Origin of the sequence: Sphingomonas phyllosphaerae 5.2 (genome assembly GCF_000419605.1) — a bacterium.
Classification (GTDB): domain Bacteria; phylum Pseudomonadota; class Alphaproteobacteria; order Sphingomonadales; family Sphingomonadaceae; genus Sphingomonas; species Sphingomonas phyllosphaerae_B.
The window spans coordinates 164,316-185,000 of sequence record NZ_ATTI01000001.1 but is presented as its reverse complement, the minus strand read 5'-3'; the positions used below and the strand labels follow the sequence as shown (position 1 = coordinate 185,000).

At 67.9% G+C, this 20,685-nt stretch carries 22 protein-coding genes (1 of these 22 cut by a window edge); 4 read left to right on the top strand and 18 right to left on the bottom strand.

Annotation, left to right across the window (positions count from 1 at the left end; all coding sequences use genetic code 11):
- The 5 genes from SPHPHY_RS0100990 to hisS form a co-directional block, all read right to left on the bottom strand.
- Nucleotides 1-61 carry the start of a CBS domain-containing protein gene (locus tag SPHPHY_RS0100990; RefSeq protein ID WP_022684856.1) on the bottom strand. It extends 377 nt beyond the left edge of the window, so the window shows 61 of its 438 coding nt (coding positions 1-61); its start codon is at nt 59-61; its stop codon lies beyond the left edge, outside the window.
- A 125-nt stretch (nt 62-186) separates the two neighbouring features.
- Nucleotides 187-1,182, bottom strand: coding sequence for a DUF4167 domain-containing protein (locus SPHPHY_RS0100985; protein WP_022684855.1), 996 nt, complete (start codon nt 1,180-1,182; stop codon nt 187-189).
- Between the two features lie 144 nt (nt 1,183-1,326).
- Nucleotides 1,327-2,148 (bottom strand): peptide chain release factor N(5)-glutamine methyltransferase, encoded by an 822-nt coding sequence (prmC, locus tag SPHPHY_RS0100980; RefSeq protein ID WP_022684854.1) that lies wholly within the window; start codon nt 2,146-2,148, stop codon nt 1,327-1,329.
- A gap of 555 nt (nt 2,149-2,703) precedes the next feature.
- Nucleotides 2,704-3,783, bottom strand: a complete 1,080-nt coding sequence (gene prfA / locus SPHPHY_RS0100975) for a peptide chain release factor 1 (protein WP_022684853.1) — start codon at nt 3,781-3,783, stop codon at nt 2,704-2,706.
- Between the two features lie 106 nt (nt 3,784-3,889).
- The gene (gene hisS, locus SPHPHY_RS0100970; RefSeq protein WP_022684852.1) at nt 3,890-5,113 is read right to left on the bottom strand and encodes a histidine--tRNA ligase; all 1,224 of its coding nucleotides are present in this window, start codon (nt 5,111-5,113) and stop codon (nt 3,890-3,892) included.
- Nucleotides 5,114-5,166: 53 nt separating this feature from the next.
- Here hisS and SPHPHY_RS0100965 point away from each other — a divergent pair, with 53 nt between their 5' ends.
- From SPHPHY_RS0100965 to ppa, 3 genes are all read left to right on the top strand, one after another.
- Nucleotides 5,167-5,829, top strand: coding sequence for a DUF1345 domain-containing protein (locus SPHPHY_RS0100965; RefSeq protein WP_022684851.1), 663 nt, complete (start codon nt 5,167-5,169; stop codon nt 5,827-5,829).
- 71 nt (nt 5,830-5,900) lie between these two features.
- Nucleotides 5,901-7,823: a M61 family metallopeptidase gene (locus SPHPHY_RS0100960; RefSeq protein ID WP_022684850.1), complete on the top strand. Its 1,923-nt coding sequence runs from the start codon at nt 5,901-5,903 to the stop codon at nt 7,821-7,823.
- Nucleotides 7,824-7,856: 33 nt separating this feature from the next.
- Nucleotides 7,857-8,432, top strand: a complete 576-nt coding sequence (gene ppa, locus SPHPHY_RS0100955; protein ID WP_022684849.1) for an inorganic diphosphatase — start codon at nt 7,857-7,859, stop codon at nt 8,430-8,432.
- 307 nt (nt 8,433-8,739) lie between these two features.
- On the opposite strand, the gene SPHPHY_RS0100950 is transcribed toward ppa, so the two are convergent.
- The 6 genes from SPHPHY_RS0100950 to ispG form a co-directional block, all read right to left on the bottom strand.
- Entirely contained in the window at nt 8,740-9,105 is a 366-nt protein-coding gene (locus SPHPHY_RS0100950) for a TfoX/Sxy family protein (RefSeq protein WP_022684848.1), read from the bottom strand.
- A 10-nt stretch (nt 9,106-9,115) separates the two neighbouring features.
- Complete coding sequence (locus SPHPHY_RS0100945; RefSeq protein ID WP_022684847.1) at nt 9,116-9,436, bottom strand: DMT family transporter; 321 nt, start codon at nt 9,434-9,436, stop codon at nt 9,116-9,118.
- The gene (locus SPHPHY_RS0100940; protein ID WP_022684846.1) at nt 9,436-9,918 is read right to left on the bottom strand and encodes a GNAT family N-acetyltransferase; all 483 of its coding nucleotides are present in this window, start codon (nt 9,916-9,918) and stop codon (nt 9,436-9,438) included. The genes SPHPHY_RS0100945 and SPHPHY_RS0100940 overlap by 1 nt, the downstream gene beginning before the upstream one ends.
- Before the next feature lie 346 nt (nt 9,919-10,264).
- Nucleotides 10,265-11,167, bottom strand: coding sequence for a DMT family transporter (locus tag SPHPHY_RS0100930; protein WP_022684844.1), 903 nt, complete (start codon nt 11,165-11,167; stop codon nt 10,265-10,267).
- Nucleotides 11,168-11,309: 142 nt separating this feature from the next.
- Complete coding sequence (locus SPHPHY_RS18755; protein ID WP_156024953.1) at nt 11,310-11,780, bottom strand: hypothetical protein; 471 nt, start codon at nt 11,778-11,780, stop codon at nt 11,310-11,312.
- Nucleotides 11,781-11,850: 70 nt separating this feature from the next.
- Nucleotides 11,851-12,975, bottom strand: coding sequence for a flavodoxin-dependent (E)-4-hydroxy-3-methylbut-2-enyl-diphosphate synthase (ispG, locus tag SPHPHY_RS0100920; protein WP_022684842.1), 1,125 nt, complete (start codon nt 12,973-12,975; stop codon nt 11,851-11,853).
- 72 nt (nt 12,976-13,047) lie between these two features.
- On the opposite strand from ispG, the gene SPHPHY_RS0100915 reads away from it, so the two are divergent.
- Nucleotides 13,048-14,214, top strand: a complete 1,167-nt coding sequence (locus tag SPHPHY_RS0100915; protein ID WP_022684841.1) for an acyltransferase family protein — start codon at nt 13,048-13,050, stop codon at nt 14,212-14,214.
- Nucleotides 14,215-14,226: 12 nt separating this feature from the next.
- Here the strand turns inward: SPHPHY_RS0100915 and SPHPHY_RS0100910 are convergent, their stop codons facing one another.
- The 7 genes from SPHPHY_RS0100910 to SPHPHY_RS0100880 all read right to left on the bottom strand — a co-directional run bounded on the left by SPHPHY_RS0100910 (nt 14,227) and on the right by SPHPHY_RS0100880 (nt 20,681).
- Nucleotides 14,227-15,129, bottom strand: a complete 903-nt coding sequence (locus tag SPHPHY_RS0100910) for a flagellar motor protein MotB (RefSeq protein WP_022684840.1) — start codon at nt 15,127-15,129, stop codon at nt 14,227-14,229.
- 5 nt (nt 15,130-15,134) lie between these two features.
- Nucleotides 15,135-15,998 (bottom strand): flagellar motor stator protein MotA, encoded by an 864-nt coding sequence (gene motA, locus SPHPHY_RS0100905; RefSeq protein ID WP_022684839.1) that lies wholly within the window; start codon nt 15,996-15,998, stop codon nt 15,135-15,137.
- Nucleotides 15,999-16,233: 235 nt separating this feature from the next.
- On the bottom strand, nt 16,234-17,130 hold the full coding sequence (locus SPHPHY_RS0100900) for a flagellin (RefSeq protein WP_022684838.1): 897 nt from the start codon (nt 17,128-17,130) through the stop codon (nt 16,234-16,236).
- A gap of 5 nt (nt 17,131-17,135) precedes the next feature.
- Nucleotides 17,136-18,479: a flagellar hook-associated protein FlgK gene (flgK, locus tag SPHPHY_RS0100895; protein ID WP_022684837.1), complete on the bottom strand. Its 1,344-nt coding sequence runs from the start codon at nt 18,477-18,479 to the stop codon at nt 17,136-17,138.
- Nucleotides 18,476-18,856: a rod-binding protein gene (locus SPHPHY_RS18750; protein ID WP_022684836.1), complete on the bottom strand. Its 381-nt coding sequence runs from the start codon at nt 18,854-18,856 to the stop codon at nt 18,476-18,478. The genes flgK and SPHPHY_RS18750 overlap by 4 nt, the downstream gene beginning before the upstream one ends.
- On the bottom strand, nt 18,856-19,950 hold the full coding sequence (locus SPHPHY_RS0100885; protein ID WP_022684835.1) for a flagellar basal body P-ring protein FlgI: 1,095 nt from the start codon (nt 19,948-19,950) through the stop codon (nt 18,856-18,858). The genes SPHPHY_RS18750 and SPHPHY_RS0100885 overlap by 1 nt, the downstream gene beginning before the upstream one ends.
- On the bottom strand, nt 19,950-20,681 hold the full coding sequence (locus SPHPHY_RS0100880) for a flagellar basal body L-ring protein FlgH (protein WP_022684834.1): 732 nt from the start codon (nt 20,679-20,681) through the stop codon (nt 19,950-19,952). The genes SPHPHY_RS0100885 and SPHPHY_RS0100880 overlap by 1 nt, the downstream gene beginning before the upstream one ends.
- Nucleotides 20,682-20,685 lie beyond the last annotated feature (4 nt).

The window sequence follows — 20,685 nt, the reverse complement described above, 5'->3', positions numbered from 1 at the left end:
TGTCGGAGGAAACGGAGAATACCTCGGCGCCCTTGTGGCCGAGAATGGCGGCGATCGTCATGATCCTCTCCCTAGTCGCACGATCTTTGTCGTGCGGGGATCATCCCACGTCCGCGCGCAAACGACAACGGCCGGCGCTCCCGCAAGGGGAACGCCGGCCGTCGATGCGCCGTCGGGCAGATGTGCTTACTCGGCGGCAGCGGCCTCGGACGACGCCGCGCGGACGCGACGGCGGCGCGGCTTGGGAGCCTCGTCTTCGCCAGGGGTCGGCTCACTGGCGCTGGTCACGCCGAGTGCGGGCGGCAGGCGATCGGCGTCGAACGCCGGGGCCGGCTCGACCGGTGCTTCTTCGCGCGGCTTGCGGGCACGACGACGGCGCGGTGCCGCATCGTCCTCCGCCATGGCGTCGTTCATGACCGGCGGACCATCGCTGGTCGCGGCTGCGGCCTGTACCGGCCGCCGGTCCTCGACCTGCTGCTGGCGATCCTCGCGGGGACGCTCGTCACGCTGCGGGCGATCGTCACGGCTGCGGTCGGCACGCGGCCGATCTTCGCGCTGTGCACGCTCCTCACGCTGGGGACGGTCGTCGCGTTGGACGCGCTCCTCACGCTGGGGACGGTCGTCGCGCTGCGCACGCTCCTCACGCTGCGGACGGTCGTCGCGCTGCGGACGCTGGTCGCGGAAGCGATCACCGCGCGCCTCGATCTCGTTGAACCGCGGCTGCTCCTCGGCGCGGATCGGATCGCCCTCGTCGCCGAAGTCGTCACCGTCGTCGAACTGATCGAAGTCGTCACGCTGGCGGCGCATCGGCTGGTCGTCGGTACGACCGCGCTGATCGGCAAGAACGCGGAAATAATGATCCGCGAACTGCAGATAATATTCCGTGTTGACCCGGTCGCCGGACATTTGGGCGTCACGGGCCATGTTCTTGTACTTTTCGAGCAGCTGGGCCGCGTTGCCGCGTGCGCGGCTGTCGATGCGATTGCCGCTGTCACGCTGCCCCTGGCCACCGCCGCCGCCCTGACGCTGCTGGCCACCACCACGGCCGCGACGGCGGCCGTTCTGACGGTTGTTGATCAAATCACTGTCCTCGTCCTGGAACCAAAACCGGCACTCGCTCCCGAAGCACGGGTTGCAATTGTCCCCGGCGCCGCGATCACATGCGTGTCGCGGGCCTGCCATGGCCGCCGGACCGCAGCGGCTAATGACGAAGGGAGGGCAGGCGTGCCATCCAACGCATGTCGGTGAGTTGGCGTGCCCCTACGCCGTCTCTAGACGCACGACCGCCGTTCTCAAAGAGAAATATTGGGTGAAGCGCAGCCAAGTTCAAGCGGTGACGACCAGGCACCGGTCGCGATCGCCGAGATCACGCCGTACGGTGACCGACAGGCCCTGCGCACGGAACAGGTCTGCGGCCGATTGCCCCTGCGTCGCGCCGATCTCCACGCATGCCAGCGCGCCGGGTGCGAACAGCGCGCCAAGTTGCACCGCGATGGCGCGGTAATCGTCGAGCCCGTCCGCACCGGCGAAAAGAGCCGTGCGCGGTTCGTAGCCGATCACTTCATCCGGCAAGGCGGCATCGCGTTCGATATAGGGCGGGTTGGCGAGGACGAGGTCGAAGCGCGCGTCGATCCCGCTCGCCCAGTTCCCGATCACGAAGTGCGACCGTTCCGTCATCCCCAGCGCCGCCGCGTTGCGATGCGCCCAGACGAGCGCGTCGGGCGAGGCGTCGACGCCCCATCCCTCGGCCGCGGGCCACTCATCGAGCGCGGCGAGCAACAGCGTGCCGGGGCCCGTGCCGAGGTCGAGGATCCGGCGCGGCGCGGCGCGGCCCGCGAAATGCGCGACCGCCGCGTCCAGCAGCGTCTCACTGTCGGCACGCGGAACCAGCGCGCCGGGGCCGACCAGCAGATCGATCGTCCAAAAGGCGCGGGTGCCGGTGATGTAGGCAACCGGTTCGTGACGCGCGCGGCGATCGACCAGCGCGGCGAACCCCGGCGGCACCGGCTGATCGTCAAGCGTGAGGAGCAGCCGTTCACGCGTGATGCCGAGCGCGTGGGCGAGCAGCAGCTCGGCGTCGAGCCGCGCGGTCGGGGAGAAGGCGAAGCGGGCCGCGGCGTCGCGGAGCGCGTGGCGGGCGGGGGTCATGTGCGACGCGCGAATGTTGCGAATGTTGAGACGATGGCGCGTTTTCGCGGCGCGGGGGTGGATAGGTTAATTGCGAAGAACATCTGCGGATTCGAGATGGTTATGCGCAATCGCGCAGCCAGAGTGGCGGGGTCGGCCGCTGCGAATGTTGAGACGGTGGTGTAGTGGCTCAACATTGAAGGTCCTCGAATTTGCCGGCGGTCGTCGTGCCGGTCATGGCGGGTGCAGCGGAGTGCGTCCGGGCCATGACCCGGACGCACTGGATCGCTTCGCTTCGCCCGCAATGACGGCAGGGTCTTCGCGGCGGCTTTACGCAGAGGAACGGATAGCGTGAAGCGGGGCGTGTAGGACAGCTTCGCGGGCAGAGCGCTTCGGGGGTGGGGGCTGCGCATCGCCGCCCACGCTTTGGCGAGTCGTGATGCATGCCGCGTCGGACCACGCTGCGCCGGATAGCGCCGCGGCGAAGCCGCGTCGTCGGACGGAGGCTGCGCACCGCCGGTCCCGCCTGGCTGACTTCGGGCGGGTGGCGCGAGCGGCCGGCCTGCACACGCCGCGCTACGCGGCGTCCAGCGTGGCCAGTCGCTCCGCCTCGTCCTCCGCGATCAAGGCCCCGATCAATTCTCCCATCTCGCCTTGCAGTATCTCCGGCAGGCGATGCAGCGTCAGGTTGATGCGGTGGTCGGTCACACGCCCTTGCGGGAAATTGTAGGTGCGGATCCGCTCCGAGCGGTCGCCGGAGCCGACCATCGCGCGGCGCGTGCCGGAGCGTTCGGCCGCCAGTCGCTCGCGTTCCGCCTCATAGAGCCGCGTGCGAAGCACCTTCAACGCCTTGGCCTTGTTCTTGTGCTGCGACTTTTCGTCCTGCTGGATCACCACGAGCCCGGTCGGCAGGTGGGTGATGCGCACCGCGCTGTCGGTGGTGTTGACCGACTGGCCGCCCGGACCGGACGAGCGGTAGACGTCGATGCGCAGGTCCTTAGCCTCGTCGATCTGCACGTCGACGTCCTCGGCCTCCGGCAGCACCGCGACGGTCGCCGCGGAGGTGTGGATCCGTCCGCCGCTTTCGGTCGCGGGTACGCGCTGGACGCGGTGGACGCCCGACTCGAACTTCAGTCGCGCGAACACCCCCGTCCCGGTGACGCTGGCGACGACTTCCTTGTAACCGCCGGCATCGCTGTCGGACGCGGAGATCAGCTCGACGCGCCAGCCCTGCGTCTCGGCATAACGCTGGTACATGCGGAACAGGTCGCCCGCGAACAGCGCCGCCTCGTCACCGCCGGTGCCGGCGCGAACCTCGAGCATCGCCGAGCGCTGGTCGGCGGCATCACGCGGCAACAGCGCCAGCGCCAGCCGGCGATCGGCGCCGTCCAGCGCGGTGCGGTTCTCGCGCAATTCCTCCTCGGCCATCGCGCGCAGTTCGGCGTCGGCATCGCCCGCCATATAGGCGAGACTTTCGGCCTCCTGGCGCAAGCGGCGTACCTCGCCCGCCGCCTGCGCGACCGGCTCCAGCTCGGCATATTCCTTCGACACCGCGACGAAGCGGTCGCCGTCGAGATTGCCGGTCGCCATCTGTGCGGCGAGTTCGTCGCGGCGCGCCTCGATCTGGCGGATGCGATCGATCGAGATGGAGGTCATGCCCGACCGCCGATCGTCACCCCGGCGCAAGCTAGGGTATGATGCAGAAGGTGCGCCCTCGGTAACCGGAGAACCCCAGCTTTCGCCGGGGTAGCGACGCAGGCGATCATGCGAGCACCTCGGCCACGCGCGACACGTCGCCGCGCAGCACGCGCGGGCGGGCCGCCACGGTATCGCCGTCCATCGCGAACACCAGCGTCTCGTCGGGCTCAAGCTTGAGCGCCTTGTCGTAGCGCTTCTTCGGCGAGCCGGTGGCGATCAGCTCGGCGGCGACACCCGCGCGTCGCAACCGCGCGAGTGTCGCTACCGCCTCGGTGCGCGCGCGATCGTCCTCGACCACCAGCACGACCACGGGCCGCGCCGCCGTAGGCTCCTCCAGCAGCATCGCCAGCCGCTCGACGCCAGCCGCCCAGCCGACACCGGCCGTCGCCGGCCCACCCAGCGACTCGACCAGCCCGTCGTAGCGCCCGCCGGCCAGCACCGTGCCCTGCGCACCCAGCCGGTCGGTGACGAACTCGAACGCGGTGTGGCGGTAATAATCCAGCCCGCGCACCAGCCGCTCGTTGCGCTGGAACGCGACGCCGGCGGCCTGCAAACCCTTTTGCACGCTGTCGAAGAACGCGCCCGCCTCGGCGCTCATGTATGCGTCGATCCCCGGCGCGGCATCGGCGATCGGGCGATCGCGCGGGTCCTTGCTGTCGAGGATGCGCAGCGGGTTCTTGTCGAGCCGCGCCACGCTGTCCTCGCTCAGTTCGCCGCGATGCGCCTCGAAGTGCGCGACCAGCGCGTCGCGCCATGCGTCGCGGGTGGCGGCATCGCCCAGCGTGTTGAGCTGCAACGTCACGCCGTCGGCGACGCCGAGTTCGTGGAGCAATTGATCGGCGAGCGTCAGCAATTCGACATCGGCCGCCGGCTCGGGTGCGCCGAGGATCTCGGCATCGATCTGATGGAACTGGCGGTAACGGCCCTTCTGCGGGCGTTCGTAGCGGAACACCGCGCCGCTGGTGACCAGCTTCAAGGGTGCGAACTGCTGCCAGCCGTTGCTGATATAGGCGCGCGCGATCCCGGCGGTGAATTCGGGCCGCAACGTCAGCAGATCGTTGCCCTTGTCGGGGAAGGTGTACATCTCCTTCGAGACGACGTCGGTGGTCTCGCCGATCGAGCGCGCGAAGACCTGCGTGTCCTCGAACACCGGCACCTCGACGCGTTCGAAGCAATAGAGGCGGCGCACGCGATCGAACGTGTCGAGCACGTGCGCAAAGCGACGCTGTTCGTCGCGGAAGATGTCCTGCGTGCCGCGCACGCGCTGGGGTGTGGGAATTCTGGCCATAGGAAGGTGCGCTATCTAGTCGGCGCGTCGCCCAAGCGCTAGCGGCTGTTCGCATGGACGATCGACGGCGCCGCGGCGAATCGGGGTGGCGGCTGGGACAACGGATCGCGCCGCCGCGCTTCGTGCTGTTCGCGCTGATGCTGACGGGCGCGGTCGCGGCGCTGTGGCCCGTGCTGGGGCGTGGGCGCGCGATGATGGGCGGCTTCGATCTGGCCGCGATCGTCTTCCTGCTGAGCATCACCGGGCTGTTCCGGCGCGGCACCCCGCAGCAACTGCGCGCCACCGCGCAGGCCAATGACGCCAACCGTACCCTGTTGCTGGCGATCACGGCGGCGGTCATGCTGGTGATCCTGACCGCGGTGCGCGAGGAACTGGCCGGGCCGGAGAACGGCACCGCGCGATTGCTGGTCATCGCGACCCTGGTGCTCGCATGGCTCTTCTCGAACATGGTCTATGCGCTGCACTACGCGCATCTGTTCTACATGCCCGACGCGCAGGGGCGCGACGCCGGCGGGATCGACTTTCCGGGCACCGACACGCCGGATTACTGGGACTTCCTGTATTTCAGCTACACGCTGGGAATGACGTTCCAGACCTCCGACGTGACGATCCGGGCGACGACGGTGCGGCGCGCGGTGCTCGGACAATGCCTGGCGGGGTTCGTCTTCAACCTGGGCGTGATTGCGTTCAGCATCAACGTGTTGGGCGCGAACTGACCGGATAGGGGTGGACGCGGGGGGCGCCGGCTGATTACTCAGGTCAGCCAGCCTGTCCTATGGGAGCCACGATGATCCGTCGCCTTGCGTCCGCCGCCCTTCTCGTTTCCGTTGCCGCCGCGCCACTCGTCGCGCAGGTTCCCGCCGGCAACAGCGCACCGCAGCCGGTGCCGTTCGCCGACACGATCCCCGCAGCCCGCGACACGCGCTTCCCCGGCACGATCCGGCTGAACGTGGATGCCAGCACGACCGAGCAGGGCATCTTCCGCGTGACCGAGACGATCCCGGTGCCGCAGGCCGGGCATATGGTGCTGTTGTTCCCGAAGTGGTTGCCCGGCGCACATAGCCCGCGCGGCGAGATCGAGAAGCTGGCCGGGCTGATCATCACCGCGAACGGCAAGCGCGTCGAATGGACGCGCGACCCCGTCGACGTCTTCGCCTTCCATATCGACGTGCCCGCCGGCGCGAAGGCGATCGAGGCGCAGTTCCAGTTCATCTCCGCGACGCAGGGCAATCAGGGGCGGATCGTCATGACCCCGACGATGATCTCGCTGCAGCCCAATTCGGTCAGCCTGTACCCGGCCGGCTGGTTCACGCGGCAGATCCCGATCCAGATGACGGTGAAATATCCCGACGGCTGGACGGCGGCGGGGGCGATTCCGGCGAAGAAGGCCGGGTCGACCTACAGCTACGACACGACCAATTACGAGGTGCTGGTCGATTCGCCGGTGCTGGCGGGCAAGTACGGCAAGGTCTGGCCGCTGAGCCCGCGCGTCAACCTGAACGTCTTTGCCGACGATCCCGCCGAGCTCGCCGCCACCCCGGAGCAGGTCGCCGGGCACGCGCGGCTGGTCGAACAGGCGGTGAAGACGTTCGGCGCGCAGCATTACGACAAATACGAGTTCCTGCTGTCGATCACCGACCAGCTCGGCGGAATCGGGCTGGAGCACCATCGTTCGAGCGAGAACGGCGTGACGCCGGGTTACTTCACGAAGTGGAACGACGGCCCGGGTCGCCGCAACCTGTTGCCACACGAATTCACGCATAGCTGGGACGGCAAGTTCCGGCGCGGCGCCGACCTGTGGACCCCCGACTTCCGCACGCCGATGCGCAACTCGCTGCTGTGGGTGTACGAGGGGCAGACGCAATTCTGGGGCTATGTGCTCCAGGCGCGATCCGGGCTGGTCAGCAAGCAGGACACGCTGGATCAATATGCCGCGATCATGGCGCTGTACGACAGCCAGCCGGGCCGGCAATGGCGCGCGCTGGTGGACACCACCAACGATCCGGTGATCTCCGCGCGCCGGCCGAAGGGCTGGACCAGCTGGCAGCGCAGCGAGGATTATTACAACGAGGGGCTGCTCGTCTGGATGGACGTCGATTCGATGCTGCGCGAGAAATCCGGCGGCGCGAAGTCGATCGACGATTTCGCCAAAGCGTTCTTCGGGATCCGCGACGGCGACTGGGGCGAGGTGACCTATACCTTCGACGAAGTCGCCAGGACGCTGAACACGATCGTGCCGTGGGACTGGGCGGGCTATCTCCAGCGACGCCTGACCGAACATGGCAGCGGCGCGCCGATCGCGGGCTTTGCACGCAACGGCTATCAGTTGACCTATACCGACACACCGACGGCATCGTTCAAGGCGGCCGAGACCGCGGCCAAGGCCACCAACCTCACCTATTCGGGGGGCATGGTGCTCGACGGATCGGGCGAACTGACCGGCGTCACCTGGAACAGCCCGGCGTTCGCGGCGGGCTTCGCCGTCGGCGACCAGATCGTCGCGGTCGACGGCGAGGCGTATAGCGCCGACAAGCTGAAGGCGGCGATCACCGCGGCGAAGGGCGGCAAGACGCCGATCGCGCTGACCGTCAAGCAGGGAACGCGTTTCCGCAGTGCAGCACTCGACTATCACAATGGCTTGCGTTACCCGCGACTTCAGAAGATCGGCACCGGGGAAACCGGTCTCGACCGGCTTCTTGCGCCACGCTGACGCGGGGCGTTCGTACCTCAATAGGGGAAGAGCATGCGTATCGACCTGATCCCGGTGGGCAAGAGCCCGCCCGACGACCTTAACGTGGTGATCGAGGTACCGACCGGCGGCGAGCCGGTTAAGTACGAATTCGACAAGGCATCGGGCGCGCTGTTCGTCGACCGCATCCTGCACACGCCGATGCGCTATCCGGCGAATTACGGCTTCGTGCCGCACACCCTGTCGCCCGACGGCGACCCGCTCGACGCGCTGGTGATCGCGCGCTCGCCGTTCATCCCCGGCTGCGTCGTGCGTGCACGGCCGATCGCGGTGCTGAACCTCGAGGACGAGGCCGGCGGCGACGAGAAGCTGGTCTGCGTGCCGGTCGACTCGACCTTCCCTTATTACTCCAACGTCGCCGGGCGCGAGGACATCCCCGAGATCGTCTTCGAGCAGATCGAGCACTTCTTCACCCACTACAAGGACTTGGAGAAGAAGAAGTGGGTGCGCGTCGGCACCTGGGGCGACCGCGACGAAGCACGCCGCATCACGCTGGAGGCGATCGAACGCTACGACGCCGCCAAGGCCGAGGGCGAAGAGCCGCACGACCACGACGTGCCGGGTCGCTGAGGTTACAGCATATCCTCCGTAAGGGACGCGTCTGCGATAGCGCCCATCGAACAGTCCATTAGCTTGGCACTCCCAAGCAATTGACTGGATTTACGATGGTTTATCGCAGACGCACCGGCAGCGACACGTGGCATTTCTGTAGCAACTGCTCACTGTGGCCGACGGCCGATCACAAGGAGCAGGCTACCAAGCCGACCACCGGCGAACTTTGCAATCAGTGTCGCTCCAAGGATGATGACGGAGATTGCCGCAAGTAAGGTGGCATCGACGGTTCGCGGTGAGCGCAAGCGAGGCGCCGCCCTCTCCCTTAGCCGGGAGAGGGCTTTTTCCTGCGCTTCGCCGGCGCGCGTCGCCCCGCCGCCGCACCGAGCAATGCCCATTCGCGCAGCGTCTCCACGTCGTCGTAGCAATCCTCCGGCGCGCGCCGGTAGTTCATCGATGCCACGCGCCCGTCGCCACGCTCGTACGTGAAGCGCGCGCAGCCCGCCGCATCCCATGTCGCATCGCTCTCGGCATCGCCCTTGAACCACAGGCTGCCGTCACCGTCGACGATCGCGAAGACGATGCCGTCGAGGTAGAGCGTCGCGCCGCCCATCATCCGCCGGTGCGTGACCGCGCCGTCCGCGGCAAGCCCCTCCGCAATCCAGTCGACCAGCCCATTATCCAGCGCCATCGCCGCCCGCTCAATGCCCCGCGGTCAGCTTCAGCCCGGCGATGCACGCCACCGCGCCGAAGATCAGCAGCAGCCTGAGCGGCGTCGCCGCCTCGCCATAGAAGAAGATCCCGATCAGCACCGTGCCCAGCGCGCCGACGCCGGTCCAGACGGCATAAGCGGTGCCCATCGGGATGCTGCGCGATGCGACCTCCAGCAACAGCATCGACAGCGAGACCGCGGCGAGGAAGCCGAGCGTCCAGCCGATGTGCCGGAAACCGTCGACGTTGCGCAGGCAGGTGGTGAACCCGACCTCGAACAGTCCGCCGACGATCAGCCAGACCCACGCCATCAACCGCGCCCCGCCAGCATGCGGAGCGCCGCGCCGTCGACACGCTGGACGGTCCATTCGTCCTGCACCACTGCGCCCTTCGCACGATAGAAGTCGATCGCGGGCGTGTTCCAGTCGAGCACCCACCATTCGAAGCGCGCATAGCCGCGATCGATCGCGATCCCCGCCAGCGCCTTCAGCAGCGCGGCGCCTGCGCCATGCCCGCGCGCTTCGGGGGCGATATAGAGGTCGTCGAGCCACATGCCGCGCTTGCCGGTCCAGGTGGAGAAGGTGAGATAGAAGATCGCGAAGCCGATCGCGCGCCCGTCGATCATGGCGACCAGCGCCTCCGCGGCGGGCGTGGTGCCGAACAGCGCGTCGTGGAGCATCGGCTCGGTGGCTTCCACCGCGTCGGGCGCCTTCTCGAAGGCGGCGAGATCGCGGACGAAGCCGAGCATCGTGGGAACGTCTTCGGGCGTGGCGGGGCGGATCGTGACGGTCATGTCCGGGAGCCTAGCCGCCATTGCCGGCCAAGCGAAGCGCCCCGGCCTTGATCGCGATGCCACGCGACGACGGCGACCGGTCAGCCCCGCACGATCCGCCCACGACGCCGGGCACGCAGCCCATCCAGGCGGGATCGACAACCAGTGCTTCCGTGGGTGCCGGACTGCGCGCAAATGAAGATCGTCGATCTGTTCGGGCGAACCGCGCTCCCCCCGGCAGTCTTGCCCCCCCACGCGTCAATTCGAGGTGCCGAGGCAGTGCGGAACGCTGGATTGCTTCGCTACGCTCGCGATGACGGCGCTTGGAGGGGAACCGGCTGGATGTCGATCGGCCCTGGACCGGATGTCACGCCGCGCCCTCCAGCGCACCTTGCGGTATCGCGCGGCGCCGCGCCGCATACAGGCACGCCGCGACGATCACGCCTGCCCCTGCCAACGTCGTCGGCGCGACGATCTCGCCGAAGAAGGCCCAGCCAAGCACTGCCGCGTAGACGAATGACGTATATTCGGTGGTCGCCAGGAACCCCGCCTCGGCATGCGCATAGGCCCAGCCGAGCAGGAACAGCGATCCCGTCGCCAGCAATGCCGACAGCGCGATCTTCCACCATTGCTCCGCGGGCGGCAGCATCGCCAGCCATGGCGCCGCGCACAGCAGGAGCGTGGCGGTGACCGCGGACTGCACGAACGCGATCTCACGCGGCGCGGCGACCTGGCTCTGCAGCCGCGCGACGATCAGGTTGGCGGCATAGAGGATCGCCGACAGCAGGATCGCGCCAGCCCCCGCCAACGCATCCGGCCCCAGCGTCATCCTAGCCTGCCCGGCGAGGATCACCGCCACCCCGGCCAGCGCCGCAAACGATGCGCCGACCACGCGCGCGCCGACCCGCTCGCCCAGCAGCCACGCACCGAGCAGCAGCGCCAGCAGCGGCGCGATGTAGGTGAGCGCAATCGCCTGTGCCATCGGCACGCGCGCCAGACCCCAGAAGAACAGCAGCGCCATCGCGGTGGTCAGCGTGCCGCGCGCCAGATGCAGTCGCAGCGCGCGCCGCCCGATCCGCCGCCCTCCGCCGGCACGCCACGCGACGCCGCCGATGATGCTCGACAGCGTCGTCCGCCACAGCAGCGCATTGTAGACGCCGATCGCGATCACGAGCGACTTCATGAACGCATCCATGATCGAGAACAGCCCGATCCCGCCCGCCGCGACACCCAGCGCGAGCGCCGGTGACAGGGCGTGCGCGGGCTTCACGTACCCGTAGCTGCCATGGCGTCGTCCTGCTCGCGACGACGGACAAGGAGTCCCCGGCCGCATACCTCGATCGTCGCCCAGTCGGCTTTCGACGACGCCGATGTCGCGCGAAGGAGCGGGCGGGAGAGTGATCGCGCCATCATCAGAAGAACTTCCACCACGCCCTCCTCTGCATGGGCGCACCACCCTCGACCGCGGTGAAGGTCACGTCGCCAGCGCCATCATAGCGGTACCCGGTGATGGCCTCCATCATCAGGACCGGCACCTCGAAGAGGTAGTCGACCTCACCATCGTCGTCCTTGCTCGCGCGATCGCGGGCTTGCGCGACGATGGGCGCCAGGGACGCGGGCCAATCGCCCGTCAATTCACCCTCCCGCTCGTCACCATAGCCGACACTCCACCGCGCGGTATCGTCGGCCACGACGAGGCGGCAGGCCATCACGCCCTCATGCACCATCAGCGACATGACCGGCGGGCGCGGCGTCAGTCCGTCCAGTCGCTCCACGCCGGCCCAATCGCAGTCGCTCGACCAGATGATCGTCCAGCCGTTCGGCAGCTCGCCGGCCGACAATGGTGTCTCGTTCGCCTCGTCTGCCTTCCCGGTATCGGTCAAGCCAAGTCGCGAGAGAACGATGCCCTTGTCCGCCCTCGCCGCGAGCAGGCTGATGCGAAAACCCATTCGTTCAGGCAGCCGCCAGTTTCGCGGCCGCGTCCGCCGCCTCCAGCTCGGCGGCCTTGCCCTCGACCAGCCTGACGATATGCTCGATCATGTCGGCGTCCTGGACATGGTGGTCGGTGACGCCCGACAGATAGACCATGTGCTTGCCATTGCCGCCGCCGGTGATGCCGATGTCGGTCTCGCGCGCTTCGCCCGGTCCGTTGACGACGCAGCCCAGCACCGACAGGCTCATCGGGGTACGGATGTGCTGGAGCCGTTCCTCCAGCGCCTGCACGGTGCGGATGACGTCGAAGCCCTGTCGCGCGCAGCTCGGGCAGCTGACCACGCGCACGCCGCGGTTGCGGATGCCGAGCGCCTTCAGGATCTCGAACCCGACGCGCACTTCCTCCTCCGGCTCGGCGGACAGCGAGACGCGGATCGTGTCGCCGATCCCGAACCACAGCAGCGAGCCCATGCCGATCGACGATTTCACCGTGCCGCCGATCAGCCCGCCCGCCTCGGTGATGCCGAGGTGCAGCGGGCAATCCACCGCCTCTGCCAGCTGCTGATACGCCGCCACCGCCAGGAAGACGTCGGACGCCTTCACCGCGACCTTATATTCGTGAAAGTCGTGATCCTGGAGCAGCTTGATATGATCGAGCGCACTTTCAACCAGCGCCTCCGGACACGGCTCGCCGTACTTCTCGAGCAGGTCCTTCTCAAGGCTGCCGGCGTTCACGCCGATGCGGATCGCGCAGCCGTTGGCCTTCGCTGCGCGCACCACCTCCGCGACGCGATCGGACGAACCGATGTTGCCGGGGTTGATGCGCAGGCAGGCCGCGCCGGCGTCCGCCGCCTCCAGCGCGCGCTTGTAGTGGAAATGGATGTCGGCGACGATCGGCACATTGGCTGCGCGCACGATCTGGCCGAGCGCCGCAGTGGAGGCGACGTCGGGGCAACTGACGCGGATGATGTCGACGCCCGCCTCCTCGCAGCGGCGGATCTGGTCGATCGTCGCCGCGGCGTCGTCGGTCGGAGTGTTGGTCATCGTCTGCACGGTGACGGGGGCGTCCCCGCCGACGGGGACATTGCCGACCATGATCTGGCGGCTGGGACGACGCGCGATATCGCGCCACGGACGGATCGACATGCCCGCCCTATACGCCGGTGACGCGTCAGTTCAAAGTCGCCCCGTTGCGCGACTGGTGCTAGGCGGCGGGAAATGCAGCGGCACTATGGACTTGACTGGCTTCGCATCGGGGCGTTCGCGATCCTGATCCTCTACCATGTCGGCATGGTGTTCGTGCCGTGGGACTTTCACGCCAAGCTGCCCGGCGCGTGGTGGGTGGCGGTGCCGATGATGGCGTCCAACCCGTGGCGACTGTCGCTGCTGTTCCTCGTATCCGGCTATGCCAGCCGCGCGCTGATGCTGCGCAACAAGGCGGCGTGGCGATTCGCGCGGCAACGCTCGCTGCGGCTGCTGGTGCCGCTCGCCTTCGGGATCGCGGTGATCGTACCGGTGCAGCCCTGGGTCGAGCTGTGCCAGAAATATGGCTATCCGGCGGGGTTCGGGCACTTCTGGGTGCACGATTATTTCCGTTTCGGCGCGATCGGGCCGCTGTTCCTGCCGGCCTGGAACCATCTGTGGTTCGTCGGCTACCTCTGGGCCTATACGCTGGCGCTGGCGGCGGGCGCGCTGCTGCTGCCGCAGGTGGTGCGGCAGGCGCTACAGGCGTTGTTCGCATGGACGATGCGCGGGCCGGCGCTGCTCGCCGTCCCGATCGCGTGGATGGTGATGGTCAATTTCCAGCTGTTCCCCGGCGCGCGCGAGACGCATGCGCTGGCCGGCGACTGGGTCGCGCACTTCAGCTATTTCCCGGCGTTCCTGTTCGGCTATGCGCTCGCCTGCGCGCCGCAGACGCTGGCCGCGCTGGTCAGGTGGTGGAAGCCGTCGGCGGCGCTGGCGGTCGCCGCCTATGCGCTGGTCGCCGGGATCGAGATCCGCTGGCCCGGCAGCACCATGCCGCACCCGTGGGGGATCGTCTTCTCGGCGGCGCGCGCGGTCGAGGCATGGGCGGCGATCGCGGCGCTGATCGGCTATGCCGACGGCCACTGGAACCGCGACCGCCCGTCGCGGCGCCTGCTGACCGAGGCGGTGTTCCCGTTCTACATCGTCCACCAGTCGATCATCGTGCTGGTCGCATTCTGGATCGCGCCGCTCGGCTGGCCGGGCTGGCTGGCGTTCCCGGCGCTGGTGGCCGCGACCGTGGCGGGGTGCTGCGCCTTCTACTTCGTCGGGCGCGCGATCGGGCCGCTGCGTCCGCTGATCGGGCTGCGGCGGCATGCGTCGCGACGGACGCATGTCGACCCGCGGCCGGCGATCGCCTGATGACCGGACGGATTACTGGCCGAAGCTGCCGGCGCGGTAGAGCAAGGTGATCGCGACGCGGCGGTTGCGCGGATCCTGCGGATTGTCGGCGATCATCGGCTCGCGATCGGCGACCCCCTCGATACGGTTGAAGCGGTTCTCCGGGATGCCGCCCAGCGCGAGGCGGCGGCGCGTCGATTCGGCGCGACCCGAAGACAGCATCCAGTTGTTCATCGCACGCGGATCCCCGAACGGCAGGCTGTCGGTATAGCCGCGGATCATGAGCGGGTTCGGCGTTTCGCGGATGCCCTGCGCAACCAGCCCGATCAGCGCCGAGGCATCGGTGGCGAGCGCGGTCGTGCCCAGCGCGAACATCGAATAATCGGCGTCGTCGACCAGATCGATGCGCATCCCGTCCGAGGTCATCGAGAAACGGATGTGCTTGGCCAGCTTCGCGAGGTTCTTGTTCTCGACGATCTTCTTCATCACCTGCTGGCGCAACCGGGCGAAGTTCTTCGCATCCTCCTTGGCGATCTGCGACGAACTGCGCAGCGAGCCCTTGCTGCCGAAGCCCTTCATCTCGCCGACCGGATCGGTGGTGACCAGCGCCAGCGCGTGGAGATCCGACGTGCCCGCCTTCGGGCCGATCTTCTCCTTCGACGTCAGCGATTCGCCACCGAACATGCCGTTACCGCCGATGCCGACGCGCTTCTTGTCGATCAGCGTCGGCGCGAAATAATCGGCGATGCCCTTGCGCTGCTTCTCGGTCGTCGCGCCGAGCAGCCACAGCAGCAGGAAGAACGCCATCATCGCGGTCACGAAATCGGCATAGGCCACCTTCCAGGCGCCACCGTGGTGCCCGCCGGCCACCACCGTGATCTTCTTCACGATGACGATCTTCGGCGGCAGGTTGTTGCCGTGCGGAGCCTTGGCCATCGCGCTTACTTACCGCGCAGACCGTCGAAGACCTCGGCGAAGCCGGGCTGGTTCTTGTGGTCGATGCCGGAGCGCGCCGCCTCGATCACCAGCGGCTGCGGGTGACCGTGGAGCGAGGCGATGATGATCTGCTTGACGACGTGGTAGATCGCCGCGTCGGCATCGATCACCTGCTTCAGCCGGCCCGCGAACGGATTGACGATCCCGTACGCCAGCAACACGCCCATGAACGTGCCGACCAGCGCCGAGCCGATCATCCCGCCCAGCACCGACGGCGGCTTGTCGATCGAGCCCATCGTCTTCACGATGCCGAGCACCGCGGCGACGATGCCGAGCGCGGGCAGCGCGTCGGCGAGGCTCTGGAGCGTGTGCTCCGGCCCCTCCACCTCGTGGTGGTGGGTCTTGATCGCGTTATCCATGACCTCCTCGACGGCATGGACGTCGAGCGTGCCCGAGGACACGACCACCAGCCGCAGCGTGTCGGCGATCAGGTTGATGAGCGTATGGTCCTTCAGCAGCCGCGGATATTCGGCGAACACCGCGGAGGACTTCGGATCCTCGACGTGCGGCTCGAGCGCGATCGGCCCTTCCATCCGCAGCATCTTCATCAGCTTGCTGACGAGGAAGATGACGTCGAGATAGTCCTGCTTCTTGTACTTCGGGCCCTTGAACACCTTGCCCAGGCCGCCGCCCATCGCCTTCAGTTCCTTGCCGGAGTTGCCGATGACCAGCGCGCCGGCGGCGGCGCCGCCGATGATGAGCATTTCATGCGGGATCGCCTCGAACACGGGTTCGAGGTTGCCGCCGGTGATGGCGAAACCGCCGAACACCATGCCGAGCAGGATGACGAGGCCGATGGCCGGGAACATGCGTTTTTCCCCAATACGCTGGCGGGATGATTCTCGAGGGGAGTGGTTAACCCGGCAGCGGTGGAGAAGTGGTTACCGCGATGCGGTTTATGCGGGGTTTACCGCGTTCACCATACGTCGTTGCGAGCGCAGCGAAGCGCTCCAGAGCCGGATCGGACACCCTGGATTGCTTCGCTACGCTCGCAATGACGAACAGATCGGGTGTCGGGCTACTCAGGCGCGCGACGGAGGGAGATCAGCGCAGGTAGCTGAACAGCGACAGCTGCGACAGCTTCGAGAAGCTCGACTGGGTCGCGTTGAGGATCGTCATCGTCTTGGCGAACTCGGCCGCCGCCGACGTGAGATCGGTATCTTCCAGCGACGAGCGCAGTTCCTCGCGACTGGCCGAGACGTTATCCTGCAACGTCTCCTGCAGATCGACCCGCGCGGCGCGCGCGCCCACCGACGCCTGGACGATCGACACCTGATCGGTCGCCGCATTCACCTTGTCGAGCGCGCCGCGTGCCGATTCGCCGGTCGCGTCGCCGGCCTGCAATGCCGAGGCGAGCTGCGTCAGGATCGCGAGCGTGTCGCCAGCCGGGCTCTGGAAGACCCGCGCCGCGGTCTCGGCCGGCTGGATCGTCATGTTGTCGCCGATCGGCACTTCCGACAGCGACGGCGCGGTATTGTAGGTGAAGGTGCCGTCGGTGTTCTTGACCACCGCCGCGGTGCCGGACGCACTGCCGAACAGCGGGCGGCCGTTCGAATCGTTGACGTTGCCGAGCCCGACGAGCGTGTCGACGACCGCCTTCAGTTCGTCACCGATCACCTTGCGGTCCTGCACGCTGAGCGTGCCGTTGCCGGCACGCACCGTCAGCTCCGTCGCGCGCTGCATCTGCGTGGTGATCGAATCGAGCGTGGTGTCGGCCTGCGACAGCAGTGACGACGCCGTCTTCATGTTCGAGCTGTAGGCAGCCGCATCGATGTTCTTGCGGTCGAACTCGGCGAGCTGCTGCCCGACGGCGACGTTCTCGGACGGCGAGGTGAACTTCTTGCCGGTCGCGATCTGCGTCTGCAGCTTGACCGCGGTCGACATCAGCGATCCCATCCGCGCCGCGGACCGATCGAACATGAGGCTGCTGGCGATCTGCATGACGGTTACCTGATCTCGAGGATCGACTGGAAGGTTTCCTTGGCGACCTGAATGACGCGGCTGGACGCCTGATACGCCTGCTGGAACTTCAGCAGGTCGACGGCTTCGTTGTCGAGATTGACGCCGGTCAGCTCGGAGCGTGTGGTAATCGCGCCGTCGCGGATCGCGGTCTGCGCATCGCCGACCAGCCGGCGCTGCTTCAGCGTCGCGGCATTGTCGGTGACCAGCGCCTGGACGCTGCCCTCGAAACCCTTCGTCGCGCGCGCGGTGTTCAGTTGCGCCAGGTTCGACGCGTCGCGCGAGCCGCCGCCGGTGCGCGCCGCCGCGATCAGGTCGCCGCTGCCCAGTTTCACCTTGAAGTCGGTGGCGTCTTTCGGATTCGCCTCGAAGAAGTCGGTGCCCTTGACGGCCTTCAGGTCTTCGCCCTGCGCCTGCAGGTCGTTGACGGTGGTCGTCAGGTCGGTGGCGACACGCTGGAGCGCATCGCGGTTGGCAGCGATGCGCTGTGCGCCCTCCACCATGCCGGCAAGCGACCCGCCATCGGGATCGTAGAGGGCCACGTCGGCGCCGGGACGGCGAACCGCGATCCCGACGTTGCCGCCGGTGCGGCCATAGACGACCTCGCTGGCGTCACGCGGATCGACCAGCACCGGGCCGTTGGCACCGCCGGCGCGCACGGTGGCGCGCCCGGCAGTGTCCATCGAGACGCTGATATCGCTCAGCGCGCTCATCTGCTGGAGGATGTCGTCGCGCTGGTCCATCAACCCGGCCATCGCCGAGGTGCCGGGCGCGGTGCGCACCAGCCCCTGATTGACCTTCAGCATCGCCTGGTTGAGCCGCGTCAGCTCGGCAGTGGCCTGTCCGGCCTGACCGTCGAGCTCGGCCGCGGCGCCGTCGAGCGCGCGCGCGGTGACGCCGAACGCATCGGCGACCGACGAGCCGGCGCTCAGCATACCGGCACGCAGCGCGGTGGAGGACGGATCGGCCTGAAGCGCGGTGCCGGCCGCGAAGAATGCGGTCATCCGCGACGACAGACCGCCGCTGCCCAGCGCACTCTCGATTCGCTCCAGCCAGACCGAGCCGGTCTGCGTGCGCGACAGATCCGCGGAGGCGGTGCGCAGCGACTGGTCGGCATATTCGTTGCCGGAGCGCAGGATGGTGGAGGCGGATGCGCCCTTGCCGTTCGGCGAGGAGGTGTTCCAGCCATTGCCGCCGACGATCTCGTTGATGCTCGGCGTGCGCCGGACATAAGACGTGTTGCCGGCATTGGCGATGTTCTCCGACGTCGTCGTCAGCGCCGTCTGGTACGTGCGCACGCCCGAAGCGCCGATGGAGAGCAGATCACTCATTCACGCAGGGTGGCACGATTCGGGTTAAGATCAGGTTTAGATGCGGGTTTCGCCGCGATCTCCGGCTGCGATTGCGCCAGGAACCTGCTCATGGCCGCACCGATGCCGAGCGGCGTGTGTTCCGCCATCTGCTGCACGACCTTCTGGTCGCTCATGTCGCGGAACGTCTCCATCGCCTTGCTGTCGATCAGCGGGTCGGCAAGCTTTGCCGCGCGCATCGACTTCAGCATCATGCCGGTGAACACCGACTCGAATTGCTGCGACGCCTTGTCGAGGTTCTCCTTGGTCGCGGCGCGGCCCAGCCCGCTGTCGATCCCGGTCTGGCCGGTGATGCCGCGGGTGATGGCGCCGGTGGGTGCGGTGACCGCGTCGGCCATTACAGCACCACCAGTTCGGCCTTGAGCGCGCCGGCTTCCTTCAGCGCTTCCAGGATCGCGACCAGATCGGCCGGCGAGGCACCGATCGCGTTCACCGCCTTCACCACATCGGCCAGCTTCGGACCGGGCGACAGCAGGAACATCGGCTTCTTCTCCTCGCTCACCTGCACGTTGGAGCGGTTTTCCAGTGCGGTCTGCCCGTTGCTGAGCGGCGCGGGCTGGCTGACGCGCTGGCTCTCGTCGATACGCACGGTCAGCTTGCCGTGCGTCACCGCCGCCGCACCCAGCCGCACCGCGGAGTTGATGACGACCGTGCCGGTGCGCGCGTTGACGATCACCCTGGCGGGCGGTTCCGCCGAATCGACGCTCAGATTCTCGATCTCGCTCATCAACGTGGCGCGGACGTCGGCGCCGACCGGCGCGCGCACCGCGACCGACACGCCGTCGGTCGCCTGCGCGGTGCCGAAGCCCAGCTTGCGGTTGATCGCGGCGGCGACGTTCTGCGCGGTGGTGAAATCGGCGCGGGCGAGATTGTAGGTGAGGAACGGCGTGTCGGCGAAGCCGGTCGCCACCGCGCGCTCGACGGTTGCGCCCTCCGGGATGCGGCCGGTGGAGGGGATGTTGACGACGATCTTCGACCCGTCCGCGCCCTCCGCGCCCAGCCCGCCGACCGCGAGGTTGCCCTGCGCCATCGCATAGACCTGCCCGTCGGCACCCAGCAGCGGGGTGAGCACCAGCGCGCCGCCGCGCAACGACTTGGCCTTGCCCATCGAGGCGACGGTGATGTCGATCCGCTGGCCCGGCTTCGCGAACGGCGGCAGATCGGCGGTGATCAGCACGACCGCGGCGTTCTTCAGCCCCGGATTGGCGCCGGCGGGCAATTGCAGCCCGAAGCGCGAGGCGACCGCCTTCACGGACTGCACGGTATATTCGAGGTTGTCGTCGCCGGTGCCCGGCAGCCCGACGACCACGCCGTAGCCGGTCAGCTGGTTCGAACGGATGCCCTGGAAGCCGCCGAGATCCTTGATCCGGTCGGCATATGCGGGCACCGAGACGAGCAGCGCGACGAGCGCGATGAAGAGCGTGCGAAGCATCAGAACGGGCTCACCACCTGGAAGAAGCGGGACAGCCAGCCCTGCCGGCTGGCGCGGGCGACGTCGCCCTTGCCGGTGTAGGCGATCTGCGCATCGGCGACGCGCGTCGACGGCACGCGATTGTCGCGGTCGACGTCGGCGGTGCGGACGATGCCCTTGATCTGCACGAATTCGTCGCCGCGGTTCAGCGTCACGCGCTTCTGCCCGCGCACCAGCATCGTGCCGTTGGGATAGACTTCGGCGACCGTCACCGAGACCTCGCCCGACAGCGAGTTGGCCTGATCGGCACTGCCCGTGCCGTTGAAGCCGCGGCGGCCTTCCATGCCGACGTCGCTGGGGTTCAGGATGCCGCTCAACGGCCCGGTGCTCGGCGGAGTCAGCCCGAACGATCCCTTCGAATCGATCTTCGAGGCGGAGGATTTGGACGCCGCGGTCCGCTCCACCAGCACGATCGTCAGCGGATCGCCGACGCGGCGCGCGCGCCACCCCTCGTACAGCGCGGCATAGCCGTCCGCAGCCTGGAAGATCGCGCCGTTCGCCACCGGCACGGTCGCGACCGGCGCCAGCGGCTCGACGCGTGCGGCACTGAAATCCTCCGCCGGCTTCTTCTTGAGGATCTTGCCGAAGATGCTGGCGTGCGCGGGTGCGGGCACCAGCGCGACGGCGGCGGCGGCGGCGAGCATGCTGCCCAGCACCATGCGCAGCCGGCGGAAGGAAGGGATCGTCGTCATGATT

Coding starts and splice junctions, on each gene's coding strand:
- SPHPHY_RS18750 (WP_022684836.1), bottom strand. CDS start 18,856: ATGGCCGACGCGGTCACCGCACCCACCGGCGCCATCACCCGCGGCATC.
- SPHPHY_RS0100985 (WP_022684855.1), bottom strand. CDS start 1,182: ATGGCAGGCCCGCGACACGCATGTGATCGCGGCGCCGGGGACAATTGC.
- SPHPHY_RS0100880 (WP_022684834.1), bottom strand. CDS start 20,681: ATGACGACGATCCCTTCCTTCCGCCGGCTGCGCATGGTGCTGGGCAGC.
- ppa (WP_022684849.1), top strand. CDS start 7,857: ATGCGTATCGACCTGATCCCGGTGGGCAAGAGCCCGCCCGACGACCTT.
- ispG (WP_022684842.1), bottom strand. CDS start 12,975: ATGTCGATCCGTCCGTGGCGCGATATCGCGCGTCGTCCCAGCCGCCAG.
- SPHPHY_RS0100940 (WP_022684846.1), bottom strand. CDS start 9,918: ATGACCGTCACGATCCGCCCCGCCACGCCCGAAGACGTTCCCACGATG.
- prmC (WP_022684854.1), bottom strand. CDS start 2,148: ATGACCCCCGCCCGCCACGCGCTCCGCGACGCCGCGGCCCGCTTCGCC.
- SPHPHY_RS0100960 (WP_022684850.1), top strand. CDS start 5,901: ATGATCCGTCGCCTTGCGTCCGCCGCCCTTCTCGTTTCCGTTGCCGCC.
- SPHPHY_RS0100885 (WP_022684835.1), bottom strand. CDS start 19,950: ATGCTTCGCACGCTCTTCATCGCGCTCGTCGCGCTGCTCGTCTCGGTG.
- SPHPHY_RS0100900 (WP_022684838.1), bottom strand. CDS start 17,130: ATGCAGATCGCCAGCAGCCTCATGTTCGATCGGTCCGCGGCGCGGATG.
- SPHPHY_RS0100965 (WP_022684851.1), top strand. CDS start 5,167: ATGGACGATCGACGGCGCCGCGGCGAATCGGGGTGGCGGCTGGGACAA.
- motA (WP_022684839.1), bottom strand. CDS start 15,998: ATGTTCCCGGCCATCGGCCTCGTCATCCTGCTCGGCATGGTGTTCGGC.
- hisS (WP_022684852.1), bottom strand. CDS start 5,113: ATGGCCAGAATTCCCACACCCCAGCGCGTGCGCGGCACGCAGGACATC.
- SPHPHY_RS0100950 (WP_022684848.1), bottom strand. CDS start 9,105: ATGGCGCTGGATAATGGGCTGGTCGACTGGATTGCGGAGGGGCTTGCC.
- SPHPHY_RS0100915 (WP_022684841.1), top strand. CDS start 13,048: ATGCAGCGGCACTATGGACTTGACTGGCTTCGCATCGGGGCGTTCGCG.
- prfA (WP_022684853.1), bottom strand. CDS start 3,783: ATGACCTCCATCTCGATCGATCGCATCCGCCAGATCGAGGCGCGCCGC.
- SPHPHY_RS0100945 (WP_022684847.1), bottom strand. CDS start 9,436: ATGGCGTGGGTCTGGCTGATCGTCGGCGGACTGTTCGAGGTCGGGTTC.
- flgK (WP_022684837.1), bottom strand. CDS start 18,479: ATGAGTGATCTGCTCTCCATCGGCGCTTCGGGCGTGCGCACGTACCAG.
- SPHPHY_RS0100910 (WP_022684840.1), bottom strand. CDS start 15,129: ATGGCCAAGGCTCCGCACGGCAACAACCTGCCGCCGAAGATCGTCATC.